The sequence below is a fragment of the Sphingobium sp. TomTYG72 genome, from assembly GCF_055394715.1.
In genome coordinates this window covers 13,798-32,823 of record NZ_AP027337.1, presented here as the reverse complement: position 1 = coordinate 32,823, position 19,026 = coordinate 13,798, and the positions used below count along the sequence as shown (strand labels likewise).

The following is a 19,026-nucleotide window of genomic DNA, read 5'->3' as shown; positions in this document are numbered from 1 at the left end:
GTCAGCGAGACTGGACGGGACCTCCGCTAAGCGGCCGACATTCCGCGCCGGACGGACGCATCATAGCGCCCGGCACGCATGCCGGTGCGGACCCGCCGCACGCGTCGCTCAGACGGAATACCGTGCCCCGGCCATCCCCTGGGCCAAAGCAAGAGCGACCAGACGCCGACAGGTCTCCTGGCTTGCGGGTCATCGCTCGACACATGGCCTTCCCAGGCCTCGCATGATTTAGCGTCCGGCCCAGTGGCTGACCCTCCGACAAGTGACGGAAGGTCGCTATGCGTCTCGCTCACCGCTTACAGTTGCAGGGACAGCCGCGGATTTGGGCGCCTTGTCAGCAACCCGCACCGCATTCCCTTTAAAGCCCTTTCGGGCACCGGCGCGATCGTGGCCGTGCATAGATGGCTTGGCCGCCAAAGGAAAGCGGCAGTTGCATGGCCGCGTCCGATTGCCTGCCATGCCATATTGCCGCGTGCACCTTGCCCGCCTAGACCGGCGTCTATGTCTTCGCCCTTCTCCTTCACCCGCATCACCCCCGACGGCGAGGCATCGCCGGTGACGCGCGAGTTGGCGGAGGAAGCGCCTGTCGCGATCGAGTTCAACGGCGTTGGCTATGCCGTGTTGATGGCGACGCCGACCGATGTTGCGGAACTGGTGCAGGGGTTTGCGTTGGCCGAGCGGCTGGTCATCCCATCCGACGCGCCGCTTGACGTCGATGTCCATGCTACGGAGCAGGGCTTGGTCGCACGGGCTACGCTGCCGGAAGACCGGGTCGAGGGGCTGCTAGGCCGGGTCCGTCATCGCGTCTCCGATTCCTCCTGTGGTCTGTGCGGCGTTGAAAATCTGGAACAGGCGCTGCGTCCCTTGCCTGCCGTGACTGCCCGATCGGACGCGAGCCGGGAAGCGATCTTCGGTGCCCTGCACGATCTTGCCGCGCATCAGCCGCTTAATCGGCAAACTGGCGCGGTCCATGTGGCGGCGTTGGCCGGGACGGATGGTGCCATCCGCCTCGCCTATGAAGATGTGGGCCGCCACAATGCCTTCGACAAGCTGATCGGGGCCATGCGGCGGGGGCAATTGTCGTGGGATGGCGGCTTCGCGCTGTTGTCCTCCCGCTGTTCCTTTGAGCTGGTGGAAAAGGCGGCGCTCGCCAATTGCCCCCTGCTCGTCACCATCTCCGCTCCCACGCGTTTGGCAGCCGAGCGCGGGGCCAGCGCCGGATTGCCGATCGTCGTGCTTGCCCGGCCCGATGCCGTGCTGGCGGCGGGTGACCTGCCCGACTGACGTAAACCGCTTCATCTACCGCTTGCGGGCTTGGCCCCGTCTCTTTATCAGCAGCCCCGCGACAGGTTCCCCTCGGGGATCAAAAGGGAAGTCGGGTGTAATGCCCGCGCTGCCCCTGCAACTGTAAGCGGTGAGTGGACCGGCCACGCAGCCATTGGGGGAGCTTTTCCCCCGAGAAGGCGGCCGGTGCGCAGCGACCCGTGAGCCAGGAGACCTGCCTGCCGCAGTCGTTCTTCGACCGGACAGGGTGTGCCGGACGAACGGGGTTCCCCTCGCGGACGACAGCCACCGCCTTGCTCGCCTTCGGGCGGGGCAGGGCCGTTTGCGGTTCGATTTTGCGGGGAGGACCATGATGACGGTCTTTCATGTTCACATGGTTATGGAAGTGCGCCGCTGATGCTGTGCGCGGTCGAAAACGGGGCGTCGGTGGTGGTCTGCTCGACCTGCCGCCTGTCCGCTGATCAGCGGGAAGATGGGGCAGGACAACGCGGCGGCGCGTTGCTGGTCGCGGCCATGCGCGACCTTCAGGCGGCCGAGCCTGCTTATGATGCGGTTGCCGTGCAGGACATGCCCTGCCTCTTCGCCTGCCAGCGCCATTGCACCGTCCATGTGCGAGGTCCCGGCAAGGTCGGCTATGTGCTGGGCGATTTCACCCCGGACGCAGATGCCGCCCGCGCGATCCTCGATTACGCCCTGCGCCACGCTGTGAGCGAGGAAGGCGTCGTTCGCTACGCCGAATGGCCGCAGGGGGTGAAGGGCCATTTCATCGTTCGCACCCCGCCTGAAGGCTTCGTCTGCACATGATCCGCTTTCAGGATCGCGCTGGATTTCAGAACGCGCTGGCCACGCTTCCAGAACCGGACGAAGCGGCGATCGAAGCGGCAGCGACGCGGCAGGCCTCCTTGACAAAACCCGCCGGATCGCTCGGCCGCCTGGAGGAGATTGCCCTCTTCATGGCTGGCTGGCAAGGTTACGAACGCCCGCGCGCCGACCGCATCCGCGCCGCCATCTTCGCGGGCAATCATGGCGTCGCCGCGCGTGGTGTCAGCGCCTTCCCGCCTTCCGTCACCGCGCAGATGGTCGCGAACTTCCAGGCAGGTGGCGCCGCGATCAACGCGCTTGCGGGCGCCTGCGGAGCCGAGCTGGTCATCGTCCCGCTCGCTCTCGACCGGCCGACCGCTGACATATGCGAAGCCCCCGCGATGACGGAAGCGGAATGCCTCGAAGCCCTGAACGCAGGCGCCGCCGCCGTCGTGCAAGATTGCGACCTGTTCTTCGCAGGTGAAATGGGCATCGCCAATACCACGCCCGCCGCCGCACTGTGCCTTCAATCCTTCGGCGGCGAGGCCCAGGATTGGACGGGGTGGGGCACCGGCATCGATGCAGCAGCCCTCACCCGCAAGACCCAAGCCGTCCAGATCGCGCATGCCCTGCATGCCCCCCATTGCGCCGACGCTTTCGAAACGCTCCGTCGCCTTGGCGGGCGAGAGATCGCGGCGATGGCAGGCGCCATCCTAGCCGCGCGCATGATGCGCGTGCCGGTGCTGCTCGACGGCTTTATCTGCGGCGCGGCCATCGCCCCTCTGGCCCGCGACAATCCCGCCATAACGGCCCACTGCCTCGCCGCCCACTGCTCCGCCGAAGCAGGCCATGCCAGGTTGCTCGAAAAGCTCGGCCTGAACCCCCTGCTTCACCTCGATATGCGCCTCGGCGAAGGCAGCGGCGCAGCGGTTGCGGCGCAACTCATCCGCTCGGCCCTCGCCGCGCACGACCAGATGGCAACCTTCGCCGAAGCCGCCGTGGCTAACGCGCTATGAGCCCGCTCACGCTCCACCTGATGCGCCACGCCGCGCCCCAGACGCCCGGCCTCCTGCTCGGCCATATGGACATGCCGCCGGACCCCGTCGCCATGCAGCTATGCGTCGAACGATCCCGCGCGCTTGCGTTCGACCGCCTGATCAGCTCCGACCTGACACGCGCCCGTACCCCCGCCAACTTGATCGCCGCCGCCCGGCAGGTGCCGCACGACATCGACGCGCGCTGGCGTGAACTGCACTTCGGCGCGTGGGAGGGCACCGATCCCGCAACTCTCCCCGCCGAGGAAATTGGTCGCTTCTGGTCATCCCCGGACGATCATCCTCCGCCGGGAGGGGAAAGCTGGTCCAGCCTTTGCCTCCGCATAAAGGCGGCGCTTGGCGAAATTGACCGGCCCTCGCTGGTCCTGACCCATGCCGGCGCGATCCGTGGCGCGCTGACGGCGCTGTGTGGCTTCACTTACCAGCAGGCCTGGGCAATCGACCTTCCCTATGGCGCCTTACTCAGTCTGCGCCTCTGGCCCGGAGACAGTCCGAGCGCGCAGATCACCGGGCTTGTAACATGACACGCCTCGTCCTCGCGCTGCAACTCATGACCCGCCTGCCGCTCCCGCAAATGCGCGCTGAGGAGAAGGATTTCGCCGCTGCGATCCGCTGGTTTCCTGCGACGGGGATCATCGTCGGTCTCGCCGTCGCCGCCGTCATGACGATTGGCCTCCTCGTTGATCCCTGGATGGCCGCCTTGCTCGGCCTGATCGCCTGGGTCGCCATTACCGGAGCGCTCCATCTCGATGGCCTTGGCGACATAGCCGACGGGGTAGGAGCAGCCCATGGCGACGGGGCAAAGCTGTCCGCAGTCCTCGCCGATCCGCATATCGGCAGCTTCGGCGTCGTCACCATCGTCCTGCAACTGCTGGCGAAGCTCGTCCTGATGCGCCTCTGCGCGGAGCATGTCGCGCCGATTGCCATCATCGCCGTGCCTTTCGTCGCCCGGATCGGCCCGCTGGCATGGACCCTCTGGCTCCCGCCGCTTCATGAGGGCCTCGCCAGCCGCTTCCGCGAAAGCATCAGCCCGGTGCATCTGCTCGGCTGGACGATGCTGGCTGTAGCTCTCTGCCTGATCATTCCCGCCCTCCTGTCCGCCGCTATCCTCGTTCCCCTCTGGGCATGGTGGCTGCGCAGCCGGATCGGCGGCATTTCTGGCGATGGTCATGGTGCCGGGATCGAACTTATCGAAAGCGGCCTGCTAGCTGCACTGGTGCTGGCACGATGAGGGACATTTTCTACTGGCATGGCGGCCGTCTGTCGGCGGCGCGTCAGCATTATGAGACGCGCCTTCCCTGGATCGATCTCTCCACCGGCATAAACCCGCTCGCCTGGCCCGGCACCGACGCGATTACTCCAGACTGGCAACCCCTCCCCGATCCCGCAGCGCTTGCCGATCTTGAACAGGCGGCCGCCACACATTTCGGCTTGTCCCCCGATCACATCTGCGCACTGCCGGGCAGCGAAACCGGCCTGCGCCTGCTAGGTCATTTGATTGAGACGCCCGCCTGCCATATCCTACCGTCCTACCGCACCCATGCGCAGGCTTTCCCAAACTCGCGCCCGTTGCAGCGACCCGAAGACGCGCCACCGGGCACCGCACTCCTGCTCGCAAATCCCAACAATCCCGATGGCCGCCTCTATGCGCAGGCGCAAATGCAGCAGCTTCTGGCCCAACAGGAAAGGGAAGGCGGCTGGCTGATCGTCGATGAAGCCTTCGCCGACTGCCTGCCCGGTGCCAGCGTGGCGGCCGAAGTTGGGGATCACCGCCGCCTGCTCATCTTCCGTTCCTTTGGCAAATTCTTCGGCCTTGCGGGTGTGCGATTGGGCTTCCTCCTCGGCCCATCCCCCATCATTGGCGCCTGTCGCAGGTTGCTGGGAGACTGGCCGCTTTCCGCCGCTGCCATCGAGTTCGGCCGCGCAGCCTATCGCGACCAGCGCTGGATTGACGAGACGATCGCGAACCTGACGACCCGCGCCGCCAGCCTCGACGCGCTACTTATCCGCCACGGCTTCATCCCGCGCGGCGATTGCCCGCTATTCCGCCTGATCGACACGCCGAACGCTGCCGCCCTGTTCGACCGCCTTGCGCGTCATGCCATCCTCACCCGCCCGTTCGAGGACCGACCGAACTGGCTCCGCTTCGGTCTGCCCGCCGATGATGCCGCCCTGGCCCGACTGGACGAAGCGCTTGGTTGAGCTGGCCGCGCTGATTCTTGACGCGGCGCTAGGTTGGCCCGCCCGGTTGCACGCCCGTATCGGCCACCCGGTCGGAGCCTTCGCCCGGATCATCACCGCTTGCGAGCGCCGTTTGAACCGGCCCCATCGCCGCCGCCTCGGCGGTATCGTCACCCTCCTCATCCTCCTGGCGAGCGCCATCGCAGCAGGCTGGGCCGCAGAATTCATCATCCGCCACGTCCTCGGCTCCTGGGCTTGGGTCGGTCTCGCGCTCGCCGCATGGCCAGCACTTGCGCAGCGCAGTCTGTACGACCATGTCCTTCCCGTCGTTCAGGCTCTAGAAGCAGGCAATCTCTTCGCCGCCCGCCGCGCCGTCAGTCAGATCGTAGGACGCGATACCGCCACCCTCGATGAGGCGGGCGTCGCCCGCGCCGCTATAGAAAGCCTCGCCGAAAGCTTCTGCGACGGGGTCATCGCGCCGCTCTTCTGGCTGCTCATCGGCGGCCTGCCCGGCATCTGGGTCTATAAGGCGGTCAACACCGCCGACAGCCTCATCGGTCATCGGGAGGAGCCGTTTGCGGCCTTTGGCTGGGCTGCTGCTCGCTTCGATGACTTGCTGAACCTGATCCCCGCGCGCTTGTCCGGCTTCCTGATCTGCCTCGCGGGCTTGGGCGGCTGGCGCATCCTCTGGCGCGACCATGGCCGTCACGCATCGCCTAATGCAGGCTGGCCGGAGGCGGCGATGGCAGGCGCACTCGAAATCCGCCTTGCCGGGCCGGTCGCCTATGAAGGCCAATATCATGCCAAGCCATGGATCGGCGGGGAAGGGGGCGAAGCCACACCCGCTGTCGCCCGCGCCGCGCTGGCGCTCTATGTTCGCGCCTGCGCGCTGCTCTGGCTCGCGACGGCGCTGATCGCAGGGGTCAGCCCATGACCGCTTTCCAAAAGCTGCTCGTGCTGGGAGGCGCCCGTTCGGGCAAGAGCCGCCATGCCGAAGCGCAATGCGAAGCCCTGCCCGGCGTCATGACCTACATCGCCACGGCTGAGGCGTACGACGATGAAATGCACGAACGGATTGCCACGCATCGCGCCCGCCGCAACGCGCGCTGGCGAACGATCGAAGCGCCAATCGAACTGCCCGTCGCGATCCGGAATGCCCATGCGCGCACGCCATCTGGCCCCATCCTAGTCGATTGCCTTACCCTTTGGCTGTCCAACCTGCTGCTGGCTGGAGAGGATATCGCCCGATGGAGCGAAGAACTGATCGCCGCCATCATTGGCTGCACCGTTCCCATGGTGCTGGTCGCCAATGAAGTCGGTCTCTCCATCGTCCCGGAAAATGCACTTGCCCGCCGCTTCAGAGACGAAGCGGGCCTGCTCAATCAGCATGTGGCGACCGCTTGCGACAGTGTGGTATTTGTGGCTGCTGGCCTGCCCCTGACACTCAAGCAAGGCGGATGAAGAAGGGCGCGGCTGCAAGCGATTTTGAAAATCGCTGATGCCCGTAGCCCTACTTGTCGTAGAGGTTGAATAAATTCGTTGCGCGAATCGACTATGTGATAAATGGCTCTGACCGGCTTGCCTGTGATCTACTCGATCAATATGGCACGCTCAATAATGCGTGGAGGGATTTTATGGGAGCCAGCGATCATGGCAGGGGCAATATGCTCCGAACCCGTGCGAAATTGGAAGACTGCCAGGGTTTCTTGATCGGGTCGCAGCTTCTGGACAGGGGGATAAGTCAGTGAACGCTTTCAATGCAGATTATCTGTTCGTCTTCATATTGGCGGCTTTTCTTGGTTTTCAGCTGATCAAGAAGGTGTCGCCGCTTTTGCACTCGCCTTTGATGTCGCTGACCAATGCGATTGCGGCGGTGGTGATTGTGGGGGCGATCACGATTACAGGTGAGGCGGGGGCGACGCCGCTGGCCAAGACGCTGGGCTTCATCGCGGTGTTCTGCGCGACGGTGAACCTGGTCAGCGGTTTCATGATCACCGATCGCATGCTCAAGATGTTCAAGCCGCGGGGGAAGTAAGAGATGGACGCCTTCGTACCCTTCGCGGCGATCGTCGCGTCCGCTTTGTTCATCCTGTCGCTGATGTGGATGAGCCATCCTTCGACCGCTCGTCGCGGCGTGCGCGCGGGCGAGATCGGCATGGTCATCGCGATCATCGGCGCGCTCGTTAGCCATGAGGTGGTGGATTATAACCTCATCATCATCGCGATGATCGCGGGCGCGGCGGCGGGCATTCCGATGGCGCTGCTGATGCCGATGACGGCGATCCCGCAGCGAACCGCCATCTCCCACGCCTTTGGTGCGCTGGCCGTCGGCCTGATCGGCGCGGCGGAATATTACAAGCATGCCCATGCCGAATATGCGGGCGGCTTCATCATGTGGGCGCTGATGTTCGAAATGCTGCTGGGTTTCCTGACCTGCACGGCCTCGATCATCGCCTTTGCCAAACTGCAGGAACTGATGGGCAGCCGTCCTGTGTCCTTCCCCGGCCAGCGCATCGTCAATGGCGCGGTGGCGCTGGCGACGGTGGCGATCGGCGTGACGCTGGCGCTTGACCCGACGCAGACCTGGCTGTTCCCGGCCTTCGCCGCGCTGGCGCTGCTGTTCGGCATATTGCTGGTGATCCCGATCGGCGGCGCGGACATGCCGACGGTCATCGCGCTCTTGAACAGCTATGCCGGTCTTGCGGCATCCGCCATGGGCTTTGCGCTGGGCAACAAGCTGCTGATCGTCGCGGGCGCGCTCGACGGGGCGTCGGGCTTCATCCTGGCGCTGGTCATGTGCAAGGCGATGAACCGCAGCTTTGCCAATGTCATGTTCGGCGGCTTTGGCAAGGTCGTCGCGGGCATCGCTGGCGGCAAGGACGACCGCGTCGTCCGCTCCGCCTCGGCGGAGGAAGCCGCGATGCAGCTGGAAAATGCCAGCAGCGTGGTCATTATCCCGGGCTATGGCATGGCCGTCGCGCAGGCGCAGCACAAGGTCAGTGAACTGTATCAGGCGCTCACCAAGAAGGGCGTGGACGTCAAGTTTGCGATCCACCCGGTGGCAGGCCGCATGCCTGGTCACATGAACGTGCTGCTGGCCGAAGCCAACGTCCCCTACGAACAGCTGGTCGATCTCGATGACATCAACCCCGAACTGCCGCAGGCGGACGTGGCGGTGATCATCGGCGCGAACGACACGGTGAACCCATCGGCGCGCGATGATCCGCAGAGCGCGATCGCGGGCATGCCGATCATCGAGGCAGACAGGGCCAAGTCGGTGTTCGTGATCAAGCGTTCGATGAACGCGGGCTTTGCCGGGATCGACAACCCGATCTACTACAACAGCAACACCCAGATGCTGTTCGGCGATGCCAAGGACATGGTCGGTTCCATCGCCAAGGAACTGGCGGGCGGCGGCTCGGGTTTGCACTGAACCCCGCCTCAACCGCACAAGACAAAGCCCGCTGCCCCACAAGCAGCGGGCTTTTTCATAGGGGTTCGCCCGCAGCTTGGGGGAGAAGTATTGTGCTAGCAGCTGTTCAGTCGAGCGATGCGTCGTCGATGTTGATCATGCCGATTGCTGCAAAAATGCAGACCTAATTTGCGAATATGAGATGTTGATTGCACAATCGCGCCCGCGCATGGACAGTATAGCTCCGTGGCGATTGGGCGGTACTGCTGTGCTCTTTGGAATATCGATCCGGGGAAACACAGCGAGACCACGCGCCGGATCATGATCGGAGACGCTCCGCGCGTGCAGGGAAAAGATATGACTGACCAGCTCATCCTCTCGGTCGAAAATGGCGTGGGCCGCATCCGGCTGAACCGTCCCAAAGCTATCCACGCGCTGACCCCGGAGATGTGCGAGGCGATCAATCAGGCGCTGCTGGACTGGCGCGACAATCCGGCGGTGCGCATGGTCATGATCGACCATGCCGAAGGGCGCGGATTTTGTGCCGGAGGTGACATCGCGCTTATCGCCAATAGCGCAAAGACGGACTGCGCAGCGGCCCAGCATTTCTTCCGCGTCGAATATCGAATGAACCATCTGTTGTTTGTCTATGACAAGCCGATCGTTGCCTTCATCGATGGGATTGTAATGGGGGGCGGCGTCGGTCTGTCATTGCCTTGCCGTTATCGTGTCGCGACGGAGCGTACGACCTTTGCCATGCCTGAAACAGGAATTGGCCTTTTCCCCGATGTGGGTGGAGGCTGGTTTCTGCCTCGGCTGCCGGGGCGGATCGGCACATGGCTTGCCGCGACTGGAGCACGTCTGGATGGCGCGGATTGCGTCGCGATCGGGATTGCGACCCATTATGTCGGATCTGATGGGCTGGATGCGCTCAAGGCTGAAATCCTTGCGCATCCCTCCGATGTTGCGACCATCCTCGATCAGGCAAATGAACTCGCTCCGGAATCCCGGTTGATGGCGCAGCGGGACAGGATCGATCGCCTGTTCGCGAGCGATGCCCTGGAGGATATCCTTGCTGCCCTTCAGGCGGACGGGTCGGAATGGGCGGACAAGCAGCTCGCGGTGCTTGCAACCAAATCGCCACAAGCGGTCAAGGTCGCCCTGCGCCAACTGGTAGAGGGCGCTGCCTTCACGGACTTTGCCGACAATATGCGGAACGAATATCGCCTGGCCTGCCATATCATTCGCCGTCCCGATTTCGTCGAGGGTGTGCGCGCAGTGATCTTTGACAAGGACAACGTTCCCAAATGGTCTCCGTCCACGCCAGAGGAGGTTGATGACAGGTTGATAGATAGTCTCTTTGCGCCTCTGCCGCAGGACAAGGAATGGACCCCTCTGCCTCAAACGGAAACCTGCCATGACCTATGAAACCATTATCGTCGAACAGCATGACGCCGTCACACTAATCACGCTCAACCGGCCGCAAGCGCTCAATGCACTCAACAGCCAGGTGCTCAAGGATCTGACCTCTGCATTCGCCGCCTATGATGCCGATCCGGCACAACGGTGCGCCGTGTTGACCGGGAGCGGTGAGAAGGCTTTTGCCGCAGGCGCCGACATCAAGGAGATGGTCGAGAAGCAGGCGGCGGACTTCTTCCTGGAGGATTTCTTTTCTGGCTGGCAAACTGGCGTGGTGGCAACGCGCAAGCCGTGGATCGCGGCAGTGCAGGGCTTTGCGCTGGGCGGCGGTTGCGAATTGGCGATGATGGCGGACTTCATCATCGCAGGCGATACGGCAAAGTTCGGCCAGCCCGAAATCAAGTTGGGCGTAGCCCCTGGCATGGGCGGTTCCCAGCGCCTGACCCGTGCCGTTGGCAAGGCAAAGGCGATGGAAATGTGCCTGACCGGCCGCATGATGGATGCCGCCGAAGCAGAGCGTTCCGGATTGGTAAGTCGCGTCGTGCCTGCCGCGCAGCTGTTGGAAGAGGCGCTCAAAACCGCCGCCACCATCGCCGCGATGCCGCCAATGGCAGCAATGGTGAACAAGGAGATGGTGAACATCGCCTTTGAAACGGGGCTGGCTCAAGGCATCCTGACCGAGCGGCGCCTTTTCCAGATCCTCACCGCTACCGAGGACAGGGCAGAAGGCATGAGCGCTTTTGTGGAGAAGCGCGCGGGGGCGTGGCGCGGTCGCTGATCAGGCGATCAGTCGCTGGCTTGCTTGTTGGATAATTCCCTGGCTCGTGCCAGCCGCAACTTGGTGCGACCGGCACGAGCTTTCGGATCGAACCGTTTTAGAAGCGCGCGGACAGGGAAACGCCCCATGTCCGGCCCGTGATCGGGTTCGCGAACTCGACCAATGAGCCGGGACTCTCGCCCGATGTAATGCCGTCGTAAGTGGTGTTGTCGGTAACATTCTTCACGAAGCCGGAAATTTCCAACTTGGTGGCATCACTGACCGGCAGTTCGTAACGAATGCCCAAATCCATTCGGGCAACAGGCGGGATCGACCCTCGCGGATCGTTCAATGCGTCGGTTTCATATCGTGAGGTATAGTATAGAGCAGCATTCAGGCCGAATTTCCCGGTTCCGGCGTCCATCGTATAGTCGGAAACGAGGCCAGCGGTCCATTTGGGCGTGCGACGCAGGCGGAGTACCGACAGGTCAGCGTCCCCCTGCCCAAGGTTGCCCCTGAACTCGGAATATTTGGCGTGCAGATAGCCGCCTGTCGCCAGGATCGTCCAGTGCCGAGTGGGCACGAGGGTCAACTCTGCCTCTACCCCCGTATATTTCGCCTTCGCGACATTTAAGGTGCTGGACAATAGGCGCGATCCATCAACCTGAAGAACATTCTCTTGCTTGTTGTCGAGAATATTATGGAATGCCGCGATGTTGAAGCGGACACGATGATCGAAGAGTTCACTTTTGAACCCGATTTCAAATGCATCCATCACTTCGGGGTCATAGGGCTGAACGGCTGTTACAATATTGCCAGTGCGACCGCTGAAGCCTCCCGTATTGTAACCTCGGCTGTAGCTCGCATAGGCCAGTATGTCGGGATTGAACTTATACTGGACGTTGACCTTTGGCGTGAACTTCTGAAAGCTCACCCCAGCGGAGACGTCGCCCACCAGCGGTCCCAGAACGCTCATGTCCCGCACCGTTCCTGGCACGGCCGAATAGAGGACATAATGCGTTTTCTTGCGGTCCCAGGTCTGGCGCCCACCGACAGTCAGGCGAAGCTGGTCCGTCAGGTCATAATCGGCCTGAAAGAATAGCGCGGTCGACCGGTTATGTTGGTTGGTGACATAGGCATCCACCGAATTGAGGTAGGCAAAGCCTGGCGGCAGCCAGTCGGGCAATCCCGTGGCGATGGGAGGCAAGGCGGCAAGGTCCACCGACAAGTTGGTCTTCTGGGTATATTCATAGTTCATGTAGAAGAAGCCGCCGACGAGATTGAAGGGGCCATTGAAAGACGTTTCGAACCTTAGTTCCTCGGAAAATTGATGTGCCTTCAAATTGCTCTCGTTGCGCGCCAGGGCGAAGCGCGTGGAGTCATAGTCTCCGAGCGTATATTCCTTGAACTCGCGAAGGCCGGTCAGGCTGACGAGCCGCACATCATCCGTTGCTTGATATGAAATTTCGCCGGTCAAGGCATTAAGCCGCAGGGAGCCGGGGAATGGCCTCGATTCAACAACATTCTTGTCTTTGGTGAGAGGCGTGCAGATGGACGCCGTATAGGGATTAAGGCAAGGCGAGTTCGCGCCGCCGAAATAACCCGGCACCTTGTAGGTGATCAGATTTGGCGTCAGCAATTGGGAATAGGGCGGCAAGTCGCTGTCATTTTCTACCCGATCCAGCGCGAGATACAGGTTGAGCTTGTCCGTTGGCGTGGCGACGAAGGCCAATCCGAACGTGCGCACGTCCCGATCTCCATTGCGTCCACCCGTCACGATATTTCTGAACTGGCCGTTGTTTTTCCGTACCGTGATCGATCCCTTGACCGCCAACAGGTCATTGACGATCGGCGCCATTATGACGCCTTCATAATCATTTTCGCCAAAGCTGCCGATGGTGAAGCGAACCTTGCCGGTTGCGTCGGCTGCCGGGTCGGGTCGTGAGCGGATGACGTTGATGGTGCCGCCCGTCGTGTTCTTGCCGTTCAAGACACCCTGCGGGCCGCGAAGCACTTCGATCCGCTCAATGTCATAGGCGTCCATGAGCGATCCGCGCTGGAAGGCGATCGGGACGCCGTCAACGGTAAAGCCGATGCTGGATTCAAGGCTGGGCAGCACGTCCTGAATGGACATGCCGCGCAAGCTAAGCTGGGGAACGTCCACGGACGCGCCGGATCGGTTGATCGTCAACCCCGGCACCAGTCCGCGCAGTCCGGTCAGGTTATCCAGACGTGCATGTTCCAATGTTTCGCTGTTGAAAGCGGAAACCGCAACAGGCACCGATTGCAGTGGCTCGGCACGTTTTTGCGCCGTGACGATAATATCTTGCAGCATTCCCGCGCCTGAAGGCTGGTCCTCCGACTGCGGGGTTTGCGCATGGGCCATGGCCGGAAACAGCGGCGCAGAGGCCAATAGCGCCCACTTCCTGACAGACATATTCAATTCCCCTCCAATGCATTTTCCGACATATTCTTCAGGCCTCATCCGAGCCTTTCGGGAATGCTCTCCCAATGCGCTATTTGATGATAGTAGCATACGGTTAGATAGCGAACTGATATGTTCCAACGGCGTCTGGGAAGAGTATATCGGGGCAAACACAGCGATGGGTTGGGATACGGCCCGCTGCGCCCTTCAATCAGTGGAGTGACCATTGTGCCATCGGATCTGACAACCGCGCAAACAGCTGTTTTCCGGAACCTTGACGTGCCAATGCGCGATGGTGTCGAGCTGGCCGCCGACCTCTACCTGCCGATGGTGTCGGGACAGGTGGAGCCCGACGTCGGCTATCCCGTGGTTGTGATCCGCACCCCTTATAACAAATTGTTTGTGCAGGGTTCGTTCGGCACACCTGCTTATCTGACCCGGCGAGGCTACGCGGTTCTGGTTCAGGATGTGCGCGGTACGAACGGGTCGGGCGGCCTGTTCGATCCGATGATGAATGAGGGGTGGGGCGAACGGCAGGACGGCATCGATACTGTCCGCTGGATCAAGCAGCAAGGTTGGTGCAACGGGAAGGTCGGGACCACCGGCCAGTCCTATATGGGCGGGACGCAGCTACTGCACCTCCAGGCTGAAGGTAATGAGATCGACGCGGCGTTCGTTCAGGTTCCGGCCGTCAACCAGTTCAACGATGGCTGGGTCTACAAGGGCGGCGCGATGGATAGCACGGCCTTGTGCTGGACCATGGGCATGGCGTTCACCGCCGCGGCACGGATGGGCGAGGAGGTGACCGCAGCGATCAAGGCCGACGCTCTGGCAGTCGGCCTCCCCAGCGGCTTTGCGGCTCCGCAAATGTTAATGGCATCTCCAGACCTGGCTTTCGAGATCGCGCGCGGGCACTCACTGAAGGACGTCCCGATTAACCGGCATATGCCATTCTGGAACGCTTGGCTCGACAACAGGGATAATCCGGAATTCTTCGCCCCGAACGATGCAGCTTCGCGGTTTGACCGGGTGAAAGTGCCGGTCCTGCATTTCACCGGGTGGTACGATCTGTTTAACCGCAATTCGCTGGACGCGTTCGTCAACATCTCTCGCCATGGCGCCACTGAAGCGGCGCGTCAGGGTCAGCGGCTGATCATAGGGCCATGGGGTCATGTCGCGAACGGGATGCTGTGTCATTTCCCCAATGCGCTGGTCGATGACGTCGCCATGATGGGGGCGTGGATGGACCGCCATCTTCTCGGAGTCGCGGGGGAAGGGGACGACCATCGGGTCATGCTGTACGTGATGGGTGAAAATCGCTGGCGTGCCGAGCAGGATTGGCCGCTTCCGGATGCTCGGCCGACGCTGTTCTACTTGCACAGCGATGGTAACGCGAACGGCGCAGAGGGCGGCGGGCTGCTGTCTCAGGCTGCTCCGGGCGCGGATGAACCCGTTGATCATTATGTCAGCGATCCTGCTAACCCCGTGTCTTCGCTGGGTGGGCATTCGTTGCACGGTGGCCCTGCGGATCAACGGCCCAATGACCATCGGCCGGACATTCTTGTCTATACGACGGCGACGCTGGAAGAGGATATGGAGGTGACGGGGGCAATCCGGGTCATCCTCCATGGGCAATCGTCGGCGACGGACTGCGACTGGTTCGTGAAGTTGATCGACCTGTTCCCGGACGGCCGTTCCTACAATCTGGCGAGCGGCATGGTGCGGGCGCGCTATCGTAAATCGCGCACGGCCCCGGAAGGGCTGATGCCGGATGCCGTCGAAAGATATGAGATCGAGCTGGCGCCAACCAGCAACCTGTTCAAAAAGGGGCACCGGGTTCGCATCGTCATTTCGAGCAGCGATTATCCGAACAGCGAGGTGAACCCCCAGGATTTCATCGACCTCTCCACCGCTGCTCCAAAAGATTATCGGATCGCGCGCCAGACGATCCATCACGATGCCGCACGGCCATCGGCGATCGAGTTGCCTGTCGTGCCCGCCGATCGGCCGAGGCAATGGATAGATACGCCCTTCCCCTCGGGAGAGACCGGACGATTTTACACTCGGCCCATTCCGGTGGAGGAGGCGCCGCCTGTAGAGATGCCATTGTCCCTGCTGCCCTATGGCTGACCGGGCGTCATCTCGTGGTCAGCGTCGGCAGCTCACGCAACCAGACCGATATCCGCACCCGACAGAGCTTGCAGGCCGACGATGGCCCGCTGTTCCAGCATGACCGCGTTTTGCTGACGCGCGATGGTCAGCGCCTTTTCCAGGCAACGCCGCGCCTCGCTTTTGTCCGGCCCCCCGCGTGCGTGCAACTGTCCGGTCAAGCGCCAATATTCCGCTTCCCATATCCGCTCGTCATGCTGGGCCATGAACGTCGCGGACAAACCGGTATGGTGCAGGCCTTTTTCGTAATGGCCCATTTCGTCGCAAATATCAGCGGCGAGCAGGTGCAGGCAGGATGTGAGATAATGCTCAGAAAAGGCCTTGGTATGGGCCAGGAGTTGATCCAGATGTGACGGATCACGCGTCGAATGGAACGACGCCCAGGAAAGACAGGCTCGCCCGAAAGGCTGCCAGAACCGGCAAAGCTGCTGCGAGCATAGCTCTTGAAGCCGGTCATTATAGGTGTGAATCCGGCCGTAATCCCTTTCGCAAACCGCGTGGAAGAGCAGCCACACCAGCACCAGTGACAAAGTCGCCGGGTGGCCAAGGGTTTCCGCCATGGCCAAGGCGCGCTCAGCCTCTCGCCGGCCCTGTTCAGGATTGCCGGTGTGCCAATGCACCCAGGAAAGATAGGCCGTGGAGGCCGCACCGGGATCATAGCCGAAGCTGCGGCCGTGTTGCGCGGGATCATAGACAGCGACGACGCGCTCGAAGTGCGTTCGGGCTGCGGCAAAGTCTCCCCGGAATGCCGCGCCAGCGCCCAGCAGGCGCCCTCCTTCCGCTTCCAGGCGGGCATTTGGTCCCAGTGAATGAATGAACTGGTCGAACTCGATCGCCAACAGGTCAGCATGCTTCCATCGGCCACGGCCCGCCGCCACGGTCCAAAGCCCATGCACGCTAGCCGCCAGCGCTTCAGGCCGTCCGACTTCCTTCGCCAGCAGGTGCGCGCGCTCATAAATTTGCTTCAAGTCCGGGGCGTAATAGCCTTCCGCTTCCCGAACAGTCGCGCCCAGCTCCAACAGAGCATCGAGTTCGCGCCCGCTTCGTTCGATACTCGGTGAAATTGATGCAAGGGTTTCAATTGCCGCGCGATAGTTCGCGATTGCTTCGGCGAGGGCATATCTTTGTGCCGCTTTTCGGCCAGCATCCAGCCAGAAGGATACAGCCTCGTCGAAACGCCCCGCATGGCGCATATGTCCCGCGATCACTTCGGGGTGATCGGCTGCAATTTCCGGGAAATAGCCAACGAGGATGTCAGCAGTTCGAGAATGCAGGTCCTGACGATCTGCGTCCATCATTGACGTGTAGGCCGCGTCGCGGAGCAACGCGTGCCGAAAGGCATATCGACCTTTGCCGTTGGAGCGGCCGCGCGTCAGAATGCCGGCGGCCAGCAGCTGGTCGGTCGCAGCGGCCACCCGCTGATCTTCCTCGCCGACCAGAGCCCTCAATATCTCGCCAGGGAAGTCCCGCCCTATTATGGACGCCACCTGCGCAACCCGACGTGCAAAGCCCATGCAGCCGAGCTGAGATGCCAGCAAGTCGTTCAGGCTATCGGGCACTGTCGACAGATCGCCTTTTCCAACATTTTGGGCGAGCAGGAGCTTCGTCAGTTCCTCCAGATAGAGCGGCACCCCGTCGGCCTTGTCGATAATCGTGTCTCGCGCCGGGATTGGCAACGCCGCATCCCCCGCAATGCCGTCAATCATCCGGCTACAGTCCTGGCGGGATAATCGGGTGAGACGAAGAACAGTAACCGGTTGCGCCGGTCCAAAGAGCGCCGCGCACCCTGACCTGCCCGTCATTAGCAGGTAGAGCCGTAAATCCTGGCATGCCGACGCGGCAAATCCAATCAACTCCAGCGTCGTGGGGTCCGCCCAATGTATGTCTTCGACAAGGAGGATAACGGGTCTGCGGCTACATAAGGCAGAAAGGATGGCGATCAGAAGCTGAAGCGTCTTCTCTTTCTTTTCGCTTGCCGACGGAAGGATGCCCCCCATATTTTCTTCCACATCCGCCTGAGCGAGCAATGTTTGAAGAAGTGCCCTGTTGATCGGCCCGTCCAAACCGACTCTCTCAAGAAATCGACCCAGTACGGCGCTTGATGGATCGTTCGCCGCCATAAACCGGCGGAGGATTTGGATAACCGGATAAAGAGCGCTGTTACTGTGGTGCGCAGAGCATTGCAGGCGGATTTGATAGCCCCTAGGCCGCAGCCGTTTGATCAATGCTTCGGACAAACAGGATTTGCCGATACCCGCTTCACCTTCCACGATGACGGATTGTCCCTCTCCGGCGGAAGCCAGGAGCCAACGGTTGCGTAGCAGGTCCAATTCAGCACCCCGGCCGATGATGTCGGCCGACGGAGCATCTTGTTTGGCTAGAAAGCATGTTGTCGATCTGGGGCTCAGAAGACGCCAAAGAAGAATTTGGTGCCCATCCTCGCCTTCTATTGATCCAGCCGGAATGGTTTCAAATGCGGTGCGTGAATGTTGGCGGGTTTCCTCCGAAACGAGAATTGCGTTAGATGGCGTGTGATCGATTATCTGTAGGGCAATGGTGGGTACGTCACCCAATATCAGCGGCTGTTCCAGGCAGGGTCGTGAGAGAACCTTGCCTGTATCAATGGCCACACGGACCTCACAATTATCTCCATGTTCACGCCTCGCATAGGCAATGATCTCCGTTGCCGCCGTCATGGCCCGTCCCGAAGCATCTTCCAGCGAGGTGGGCCAGCCGAAATAGACGGTCAGTCGAGCCGTTGCGCCGTTCTCCATGACGCCGCCCAACTGCTTCACGGTCGAGGAAAAATATGCGTGGAAGCGGTCGAATTCTTCAAGAAACTCAGCCGTCAGTTGGGAAATGCCTTTTAGCCGGAAAGAGCAGGATAAGACCGTTACCCTGCGCAGTTCCATATGCGAAGGCAAATCCGGGGTCGCAGCCTTTGCAGGAGCGTCATCGTCTCGCTCAACAATTTCCGATTGTTCCGTCTTGCGTTGGAAGCTTGGGACATATCCTCCTTTAGGAATGACAATCTGAATGGTGTCGGATTGACCATGGTTGATCTGGTAGCTTGTCAGCAGGCGGCGGAGGCGTCCTGCCTCAACCCGAACGGTCGCGCTGGTGCCGGGATCGAAATCCTGGGGCTTGTCAAAAACCCCTAGTGCAATGCTGTATTCTTTCAGGAGCGACCCTCGCCCCGCGAACATCTCCTCGCAGAGATAACGTAAAAATCGCTGCATACGGGGGCTGCGTTCAAAGACGGGGCTCATCAGCACTTTGTTTAAATGCGCCTGCATCTCCTGTGTGCCAGGAGGAGGAACGCTGCGCGCGTCAATGGATGATCGCCTCATCGTCACCGTTTCCTCTCCGCCATTTGTCGGGTTATCGATCCTTGTCCGGCTCAGGAACATTGCCTGACTTTAGTCGCAAAGCAACGGAAAGGTGAGGCGGCTGACAGGCAAGTGCCTAACAGTAGCATACTTGCAGAGGCGACGCTGTCCGCGACAATCAAGTCGCTTATGCA

15 protein-coding genes and 2 riboswitches are annotated in these 19,026 nt (G+C 61.6%); of the genes, 13 read left to right on the top strand and 2 right to left on the bottom strand.

Annotated elements, in window-relative coordinates; all coding sequences use genetic code 11:
* Positions 1 to 150 precede the first annotated feature (150 nt).
* A riboswitch (cobalamin riboswitch) is annotated at positions 151 to 396 on the bottom strand.
* 105 nt (positions 397 to 501) lie between these two features.
* The 12 genes from ACZ5U1_RS13550 to ACZ5U1_RS13495 all read left to right on the top strand — a co-directional run bounded on the left by ACZ5U1_RS13550 (position 502) and on the right by ACZ5U1_RS13495 (position 10,930).
* On the top strand, positions 502 to 1,284 hold the full coding sequence (locus tag ACZ5U1_RS13550; RefSeq protein ID WP_464780454.1) for a formate dehydrogenase accessory sulfurtransferase FdhD: 783 nt from the start codon (positions 502 to 504) through the stop codon (positions 1,282 to 1,284).
* Between the two features lie 46 nt (positions 1,285 to 1,330).
* A riboswitch (cobalamin riboswitch) is annotated at positions 1,331 to 1,520 on the top strand.
* A 160-nt stretch (positions 1,521 to 1,680) separates the two neighbouring features.
* Positions 1,681 to 2,088, top strand: coding sequence for a DUF1636 domain-containing protein (locus tag ACZ5U1_RS13545; protein WP_464780453.1), 408 nt, complete (start codon positions 1,681 to 1,683; stop codon positions 2,086 to 2,088).
* Positions 2,085 to 3,101, top strand: a complete 1,017-nt coding sequence (cobT, locus tag ACZ5U1_RS13540; RefSeq protein WP_464780452.1) for a nicotinate-nucleotide--dimethylbenzimidazole phosphoribosyltransferase — start codon at positions 2,085 to 2,087, stop codon at positions 3,099 to 3,101. Before ACZ5U1_RS13545 ends, cobT begins: the two co-directional genes overlap by 4 nt.
* The gene (locus ACZ5U1_RS13535) at positions 3,098 to 3,664 is read left to right on the top strand and encodes a histidine phosphatase family protein (protein ID WP_464780451.1); all 567 of its coding nucleotides are present in this window, start codon (positions 3,098 to 3,100) and stop codon (positions 3,662 to 3,664) included. The genes cobT and ACZ5U1_RS13535 overlap by 4 nt, the downstream gene beginning before the upstream one ends.
* Positions 3,661 to 4,371 carry an adenosylcobinamide-GDP ribazoletransferase gene (locus ACZ5U1_RS13530; RefSeq protein WP_464780450.1) on the top strand — a complete coding sequence of 237 codons (711 nt, stop codon included), beginning with the start codon at positions 3,661 to 3,663 and terminating at the stop codon, positions 4,369 to 4,371. The genes ACZ5U1_RS13535 and ACZ5U1_RS13530 overlap by 4 nt, the downstream gene beginning before the upstream one ends.
* Positions 4,368 to 5,342, top strand: a complete 975-nt coding sequence (locus tag ACZ5U1_RS13525; RefSeq protein WP_464780449.1) for a threonine-phosphate decarboxylase — start codon at positions 4,368 to 4,370, stop codon at positions 5,340 to 5,342. Before ACZ5U1_RS13530 ends, ACZ5U1_RS13525 begins: the two co-directional genes overlap by 4 nt.
* Positions 5,302 to 6,255 carry an adenosylcobinamide-phosphate synthase CbiB gene (cbiB, locus tag ACZ5U1_RS13520; RefSeq protein ID WP_464780448.1) on the top strand — a complete coding sequence of 318 codons (954 nt, stop codon included), beginning with the start codon at positions 5,302 to 5,304 and terminating at the stop codon, positions 6,253 to 6,255. Before ACZ5U1_RS13525 ends, cbiB begins: the two co-directional genes overlap by 41 nt.
* Complete coding sequence (gene cobU, locus ACZ5U1_RS13515) at positions 6,252 to 6,782, top strand: bifunctional adenosylcobinamide kinase/adenosylcobinamide-phosphate guanylyltransferase (RefSeq protein ID WP_464780447.1); 531 nt, start codon at positions 6,252 to 6,254, stop codon at positions 6,780 to 6,782. The genes cbiB and cobU overlap by 4 nt, the downstream gene beginning before the upstream one ends.
* 283 nt (positions 6,783 to 7,065) lie before the next feature.
* The gene (locus ACZ5U1_RS13510; RefSeq protein WP_196227069.1) at positions 7,066 to 7,356 is read left to right on the top strand and encodes an NAD(P) transhydrogenase subunit alpha part 2; all 291 of its coding nucleotides are present in this window, start codon (positions 7,066 to 7,068) and stop codon (positions 7,354 to 7,356) included.
* A 3-nt stretch (positions 7,357 to 7,359) separates the two neighbouring features.
* Positions 7,360 to 8,754 (top strand): NAD(P)(+) transhydrogenase (Re/Si-specific) subunit beta, encoded by a 1,395-nt coding sequence (locus tag ACZ5U1_RS13505; RefSeq protein ID WP_464780446.1) that lies wholly within the window; start codon positions 7,360 to 7,362, stop codon positions 8,752 to 8,754.
* 336 nt (positions 8,755 to 9,090) lie between these two features.
* Positions 9,091 to 10,161 (top strand): enoyl-CoA hydratase/isomerase family protein, encoded by a 1,071-nt coding sequence (locus ACZ5U1_RS13500; protein WP_464780445.1) that lies wholly within the window; start codon positions 9,091 to 9,093, stop codon positions 10,159 to 10,161.
* Positions 10,151 to 10,930, top strand: coding sequence for an enoyl-CoA hydratase-related protein (locus tag ACZ5U1_RS13495; protein ID WP_464780444.1), 780 nt, complete (start codon positions 10,151 to 10,153; stop codon positions 10,928 to 10,930). Before ACZ5U1_RS13500 ends, ACZ5U1_RS13495 begins: the two co-directional genes overlap by 11 nt.
* A 97-nt stretch (positions 10,931 to 11,027) precedes the next feature.
* Here ACZ5U1_RS13495 and ACZ5U1_RS13490 read toward each other — a convergent pair whose 3' ends face one another.
* Positions 11,028 to 13,346, bottom strand: a complete 2,319-nt coding sequence (locus ACZ5U1_RS13490; RefSeq protein ID WP_464780443.1) for a TonB-dependent receptor — start codon at positions 13,344 to 13,346, stop codon at positions 11,028 to 11,030.
* Between the two features lie 273 nt (positions 13,347 to 13,619).
* Here ACZ5U1_RS13490 and ACZ5U1_RS13485 point away from each other — a divergent pair, with 273 nt between their 5' ends.
* Entirely contained in the window at positions 13,620 to 15,464 is a 1,845-nt protein-coding gene (locus ACZ5U1_RS13485) for a CocE/NonD family hydrolase (protein WP_464780834.1), read from the top strand.
* A gap of 32 nt (positions 15,465 to 15,496) precedes the next feature.
* On the opposite strand, the gene ACZ5U1_RS13480 is transcribed toward ACZ5U1_RS13485, so the two are convergent.
* The gene (locus ACZ5U1_RS13480; protein WP_464780442.1) at positions 15,497 to 18,742 is read right to left on the bottom strand and encodes an ATP-binding protein; all 3,246 of its coding nucleotides are present in this window, start codon (positions 18,740 to 18,742) and stop codon (positions 15,497 to 15,499) included.
* Between the last annotated feature and the right edge of the window lie 284 nt (positions 18,743 to 19,026).

Bases quoted from the DNA above. Each gene is read 5' to 3' on its own strand.
- ACZ5U1_RS13550 (WP_464780454.1), top strand. From the start codon at position 502: ATGTCTTCGCCCTTCTCCTTCACCCGCATCACCCCCGACGGCGAGGCA.
- ACZ5U1_RS13490 (WP_464780443.1), bottom strand. From the start codon at position 13,346: ATGTCTGTCAGGAAGTGGGCGCTATTGGCCTCTGCGCCGCTGTTTCCG.
- cobU (WP_464780447.1), top strand. From the start codon at position 6,252: ATGACCGCTTTCCAAAAGCTGCTCGTGCTGGGAGGCGCCCGTTCGGGC.
- ACZ5U1_RS13535 (WP_464780451.1), top strand. From the start codon at position 3,098: ATGAGCCCGCTCACGCTCCACCTGATGCGCCACGCCGCGCCCCAGACG.
- ACZ5U1_RS13480 (WP_464780442.1), bottom strand. From the start codon at position 18,742: ATGCAGCGATTTTTACGTTATCTCTGCGAGGAGATGTTCGCGGGGCGA.
- cbiB (WP_464780448.1), top strand. From the start codon at position 5,302: ATGATGCCGCCCTGGCCCGACTGGACGAAGCGCTTGGTTGAGCTGGCC.
- cobT (WP_464780452.1), top strand. From the start codon at position 2,085: ATGATCCGCTTTCAGGATCGCGCTGGATTTCAGAACGCGCTGGCCACG.
- ACZ5U1_RS13495 (WP_464780444.1), top strand. From the start codon at position 10,151: ATGACCTATGAAACCATTATCGTCGAACAGCATGACGCCGTCACACTA.
- ACZ5U1_RS13505 (WP_464780446.1), top strand. From the start codon at position 7,360: ATGGACGCCTTCGTACCCTTCGCGGCGATCGTCGCGTCCGCTTTGTTC.
- ACZ5U1_RS13530 (WP_464780450.1), top strand. From the start codon at position 3,661: ATGACACGCCTCGTCCTCGCGCTGCAACTCATGACCCGCCTGCCGCTC.
- ACZ5U1_RS13545 (WP_464780453.1), top strand. From the start codon at position 1,681: ATGCTGTGCGCGGTCGAAAACGGGGCGTCGGTGGTGGTCTGCTCGACC.
- ACZ5U1_RS13485 (WP_464780834.1), top strand. From the start codon at position 13,620: ATGCGCGATGGTGTCGAGCTGGCCGCCGACCTCTACCTGCCGATGGTG.
- ACZ5U1_RS13525 (WP_464780449.1), top strand. From the start codon at position 4,368: ATGAGGGACATTTTCTACTGGCATGGCGGCCGTCTGTCGGCGGCGCGT.
- ACZ5U1_RS13500 (WP_464780445.1), top strand. From the start codon at position 9,091: ATGACTGACCAGCTCATCCTCTCGGTCGAAAATGGCGTGGGCCGCATC.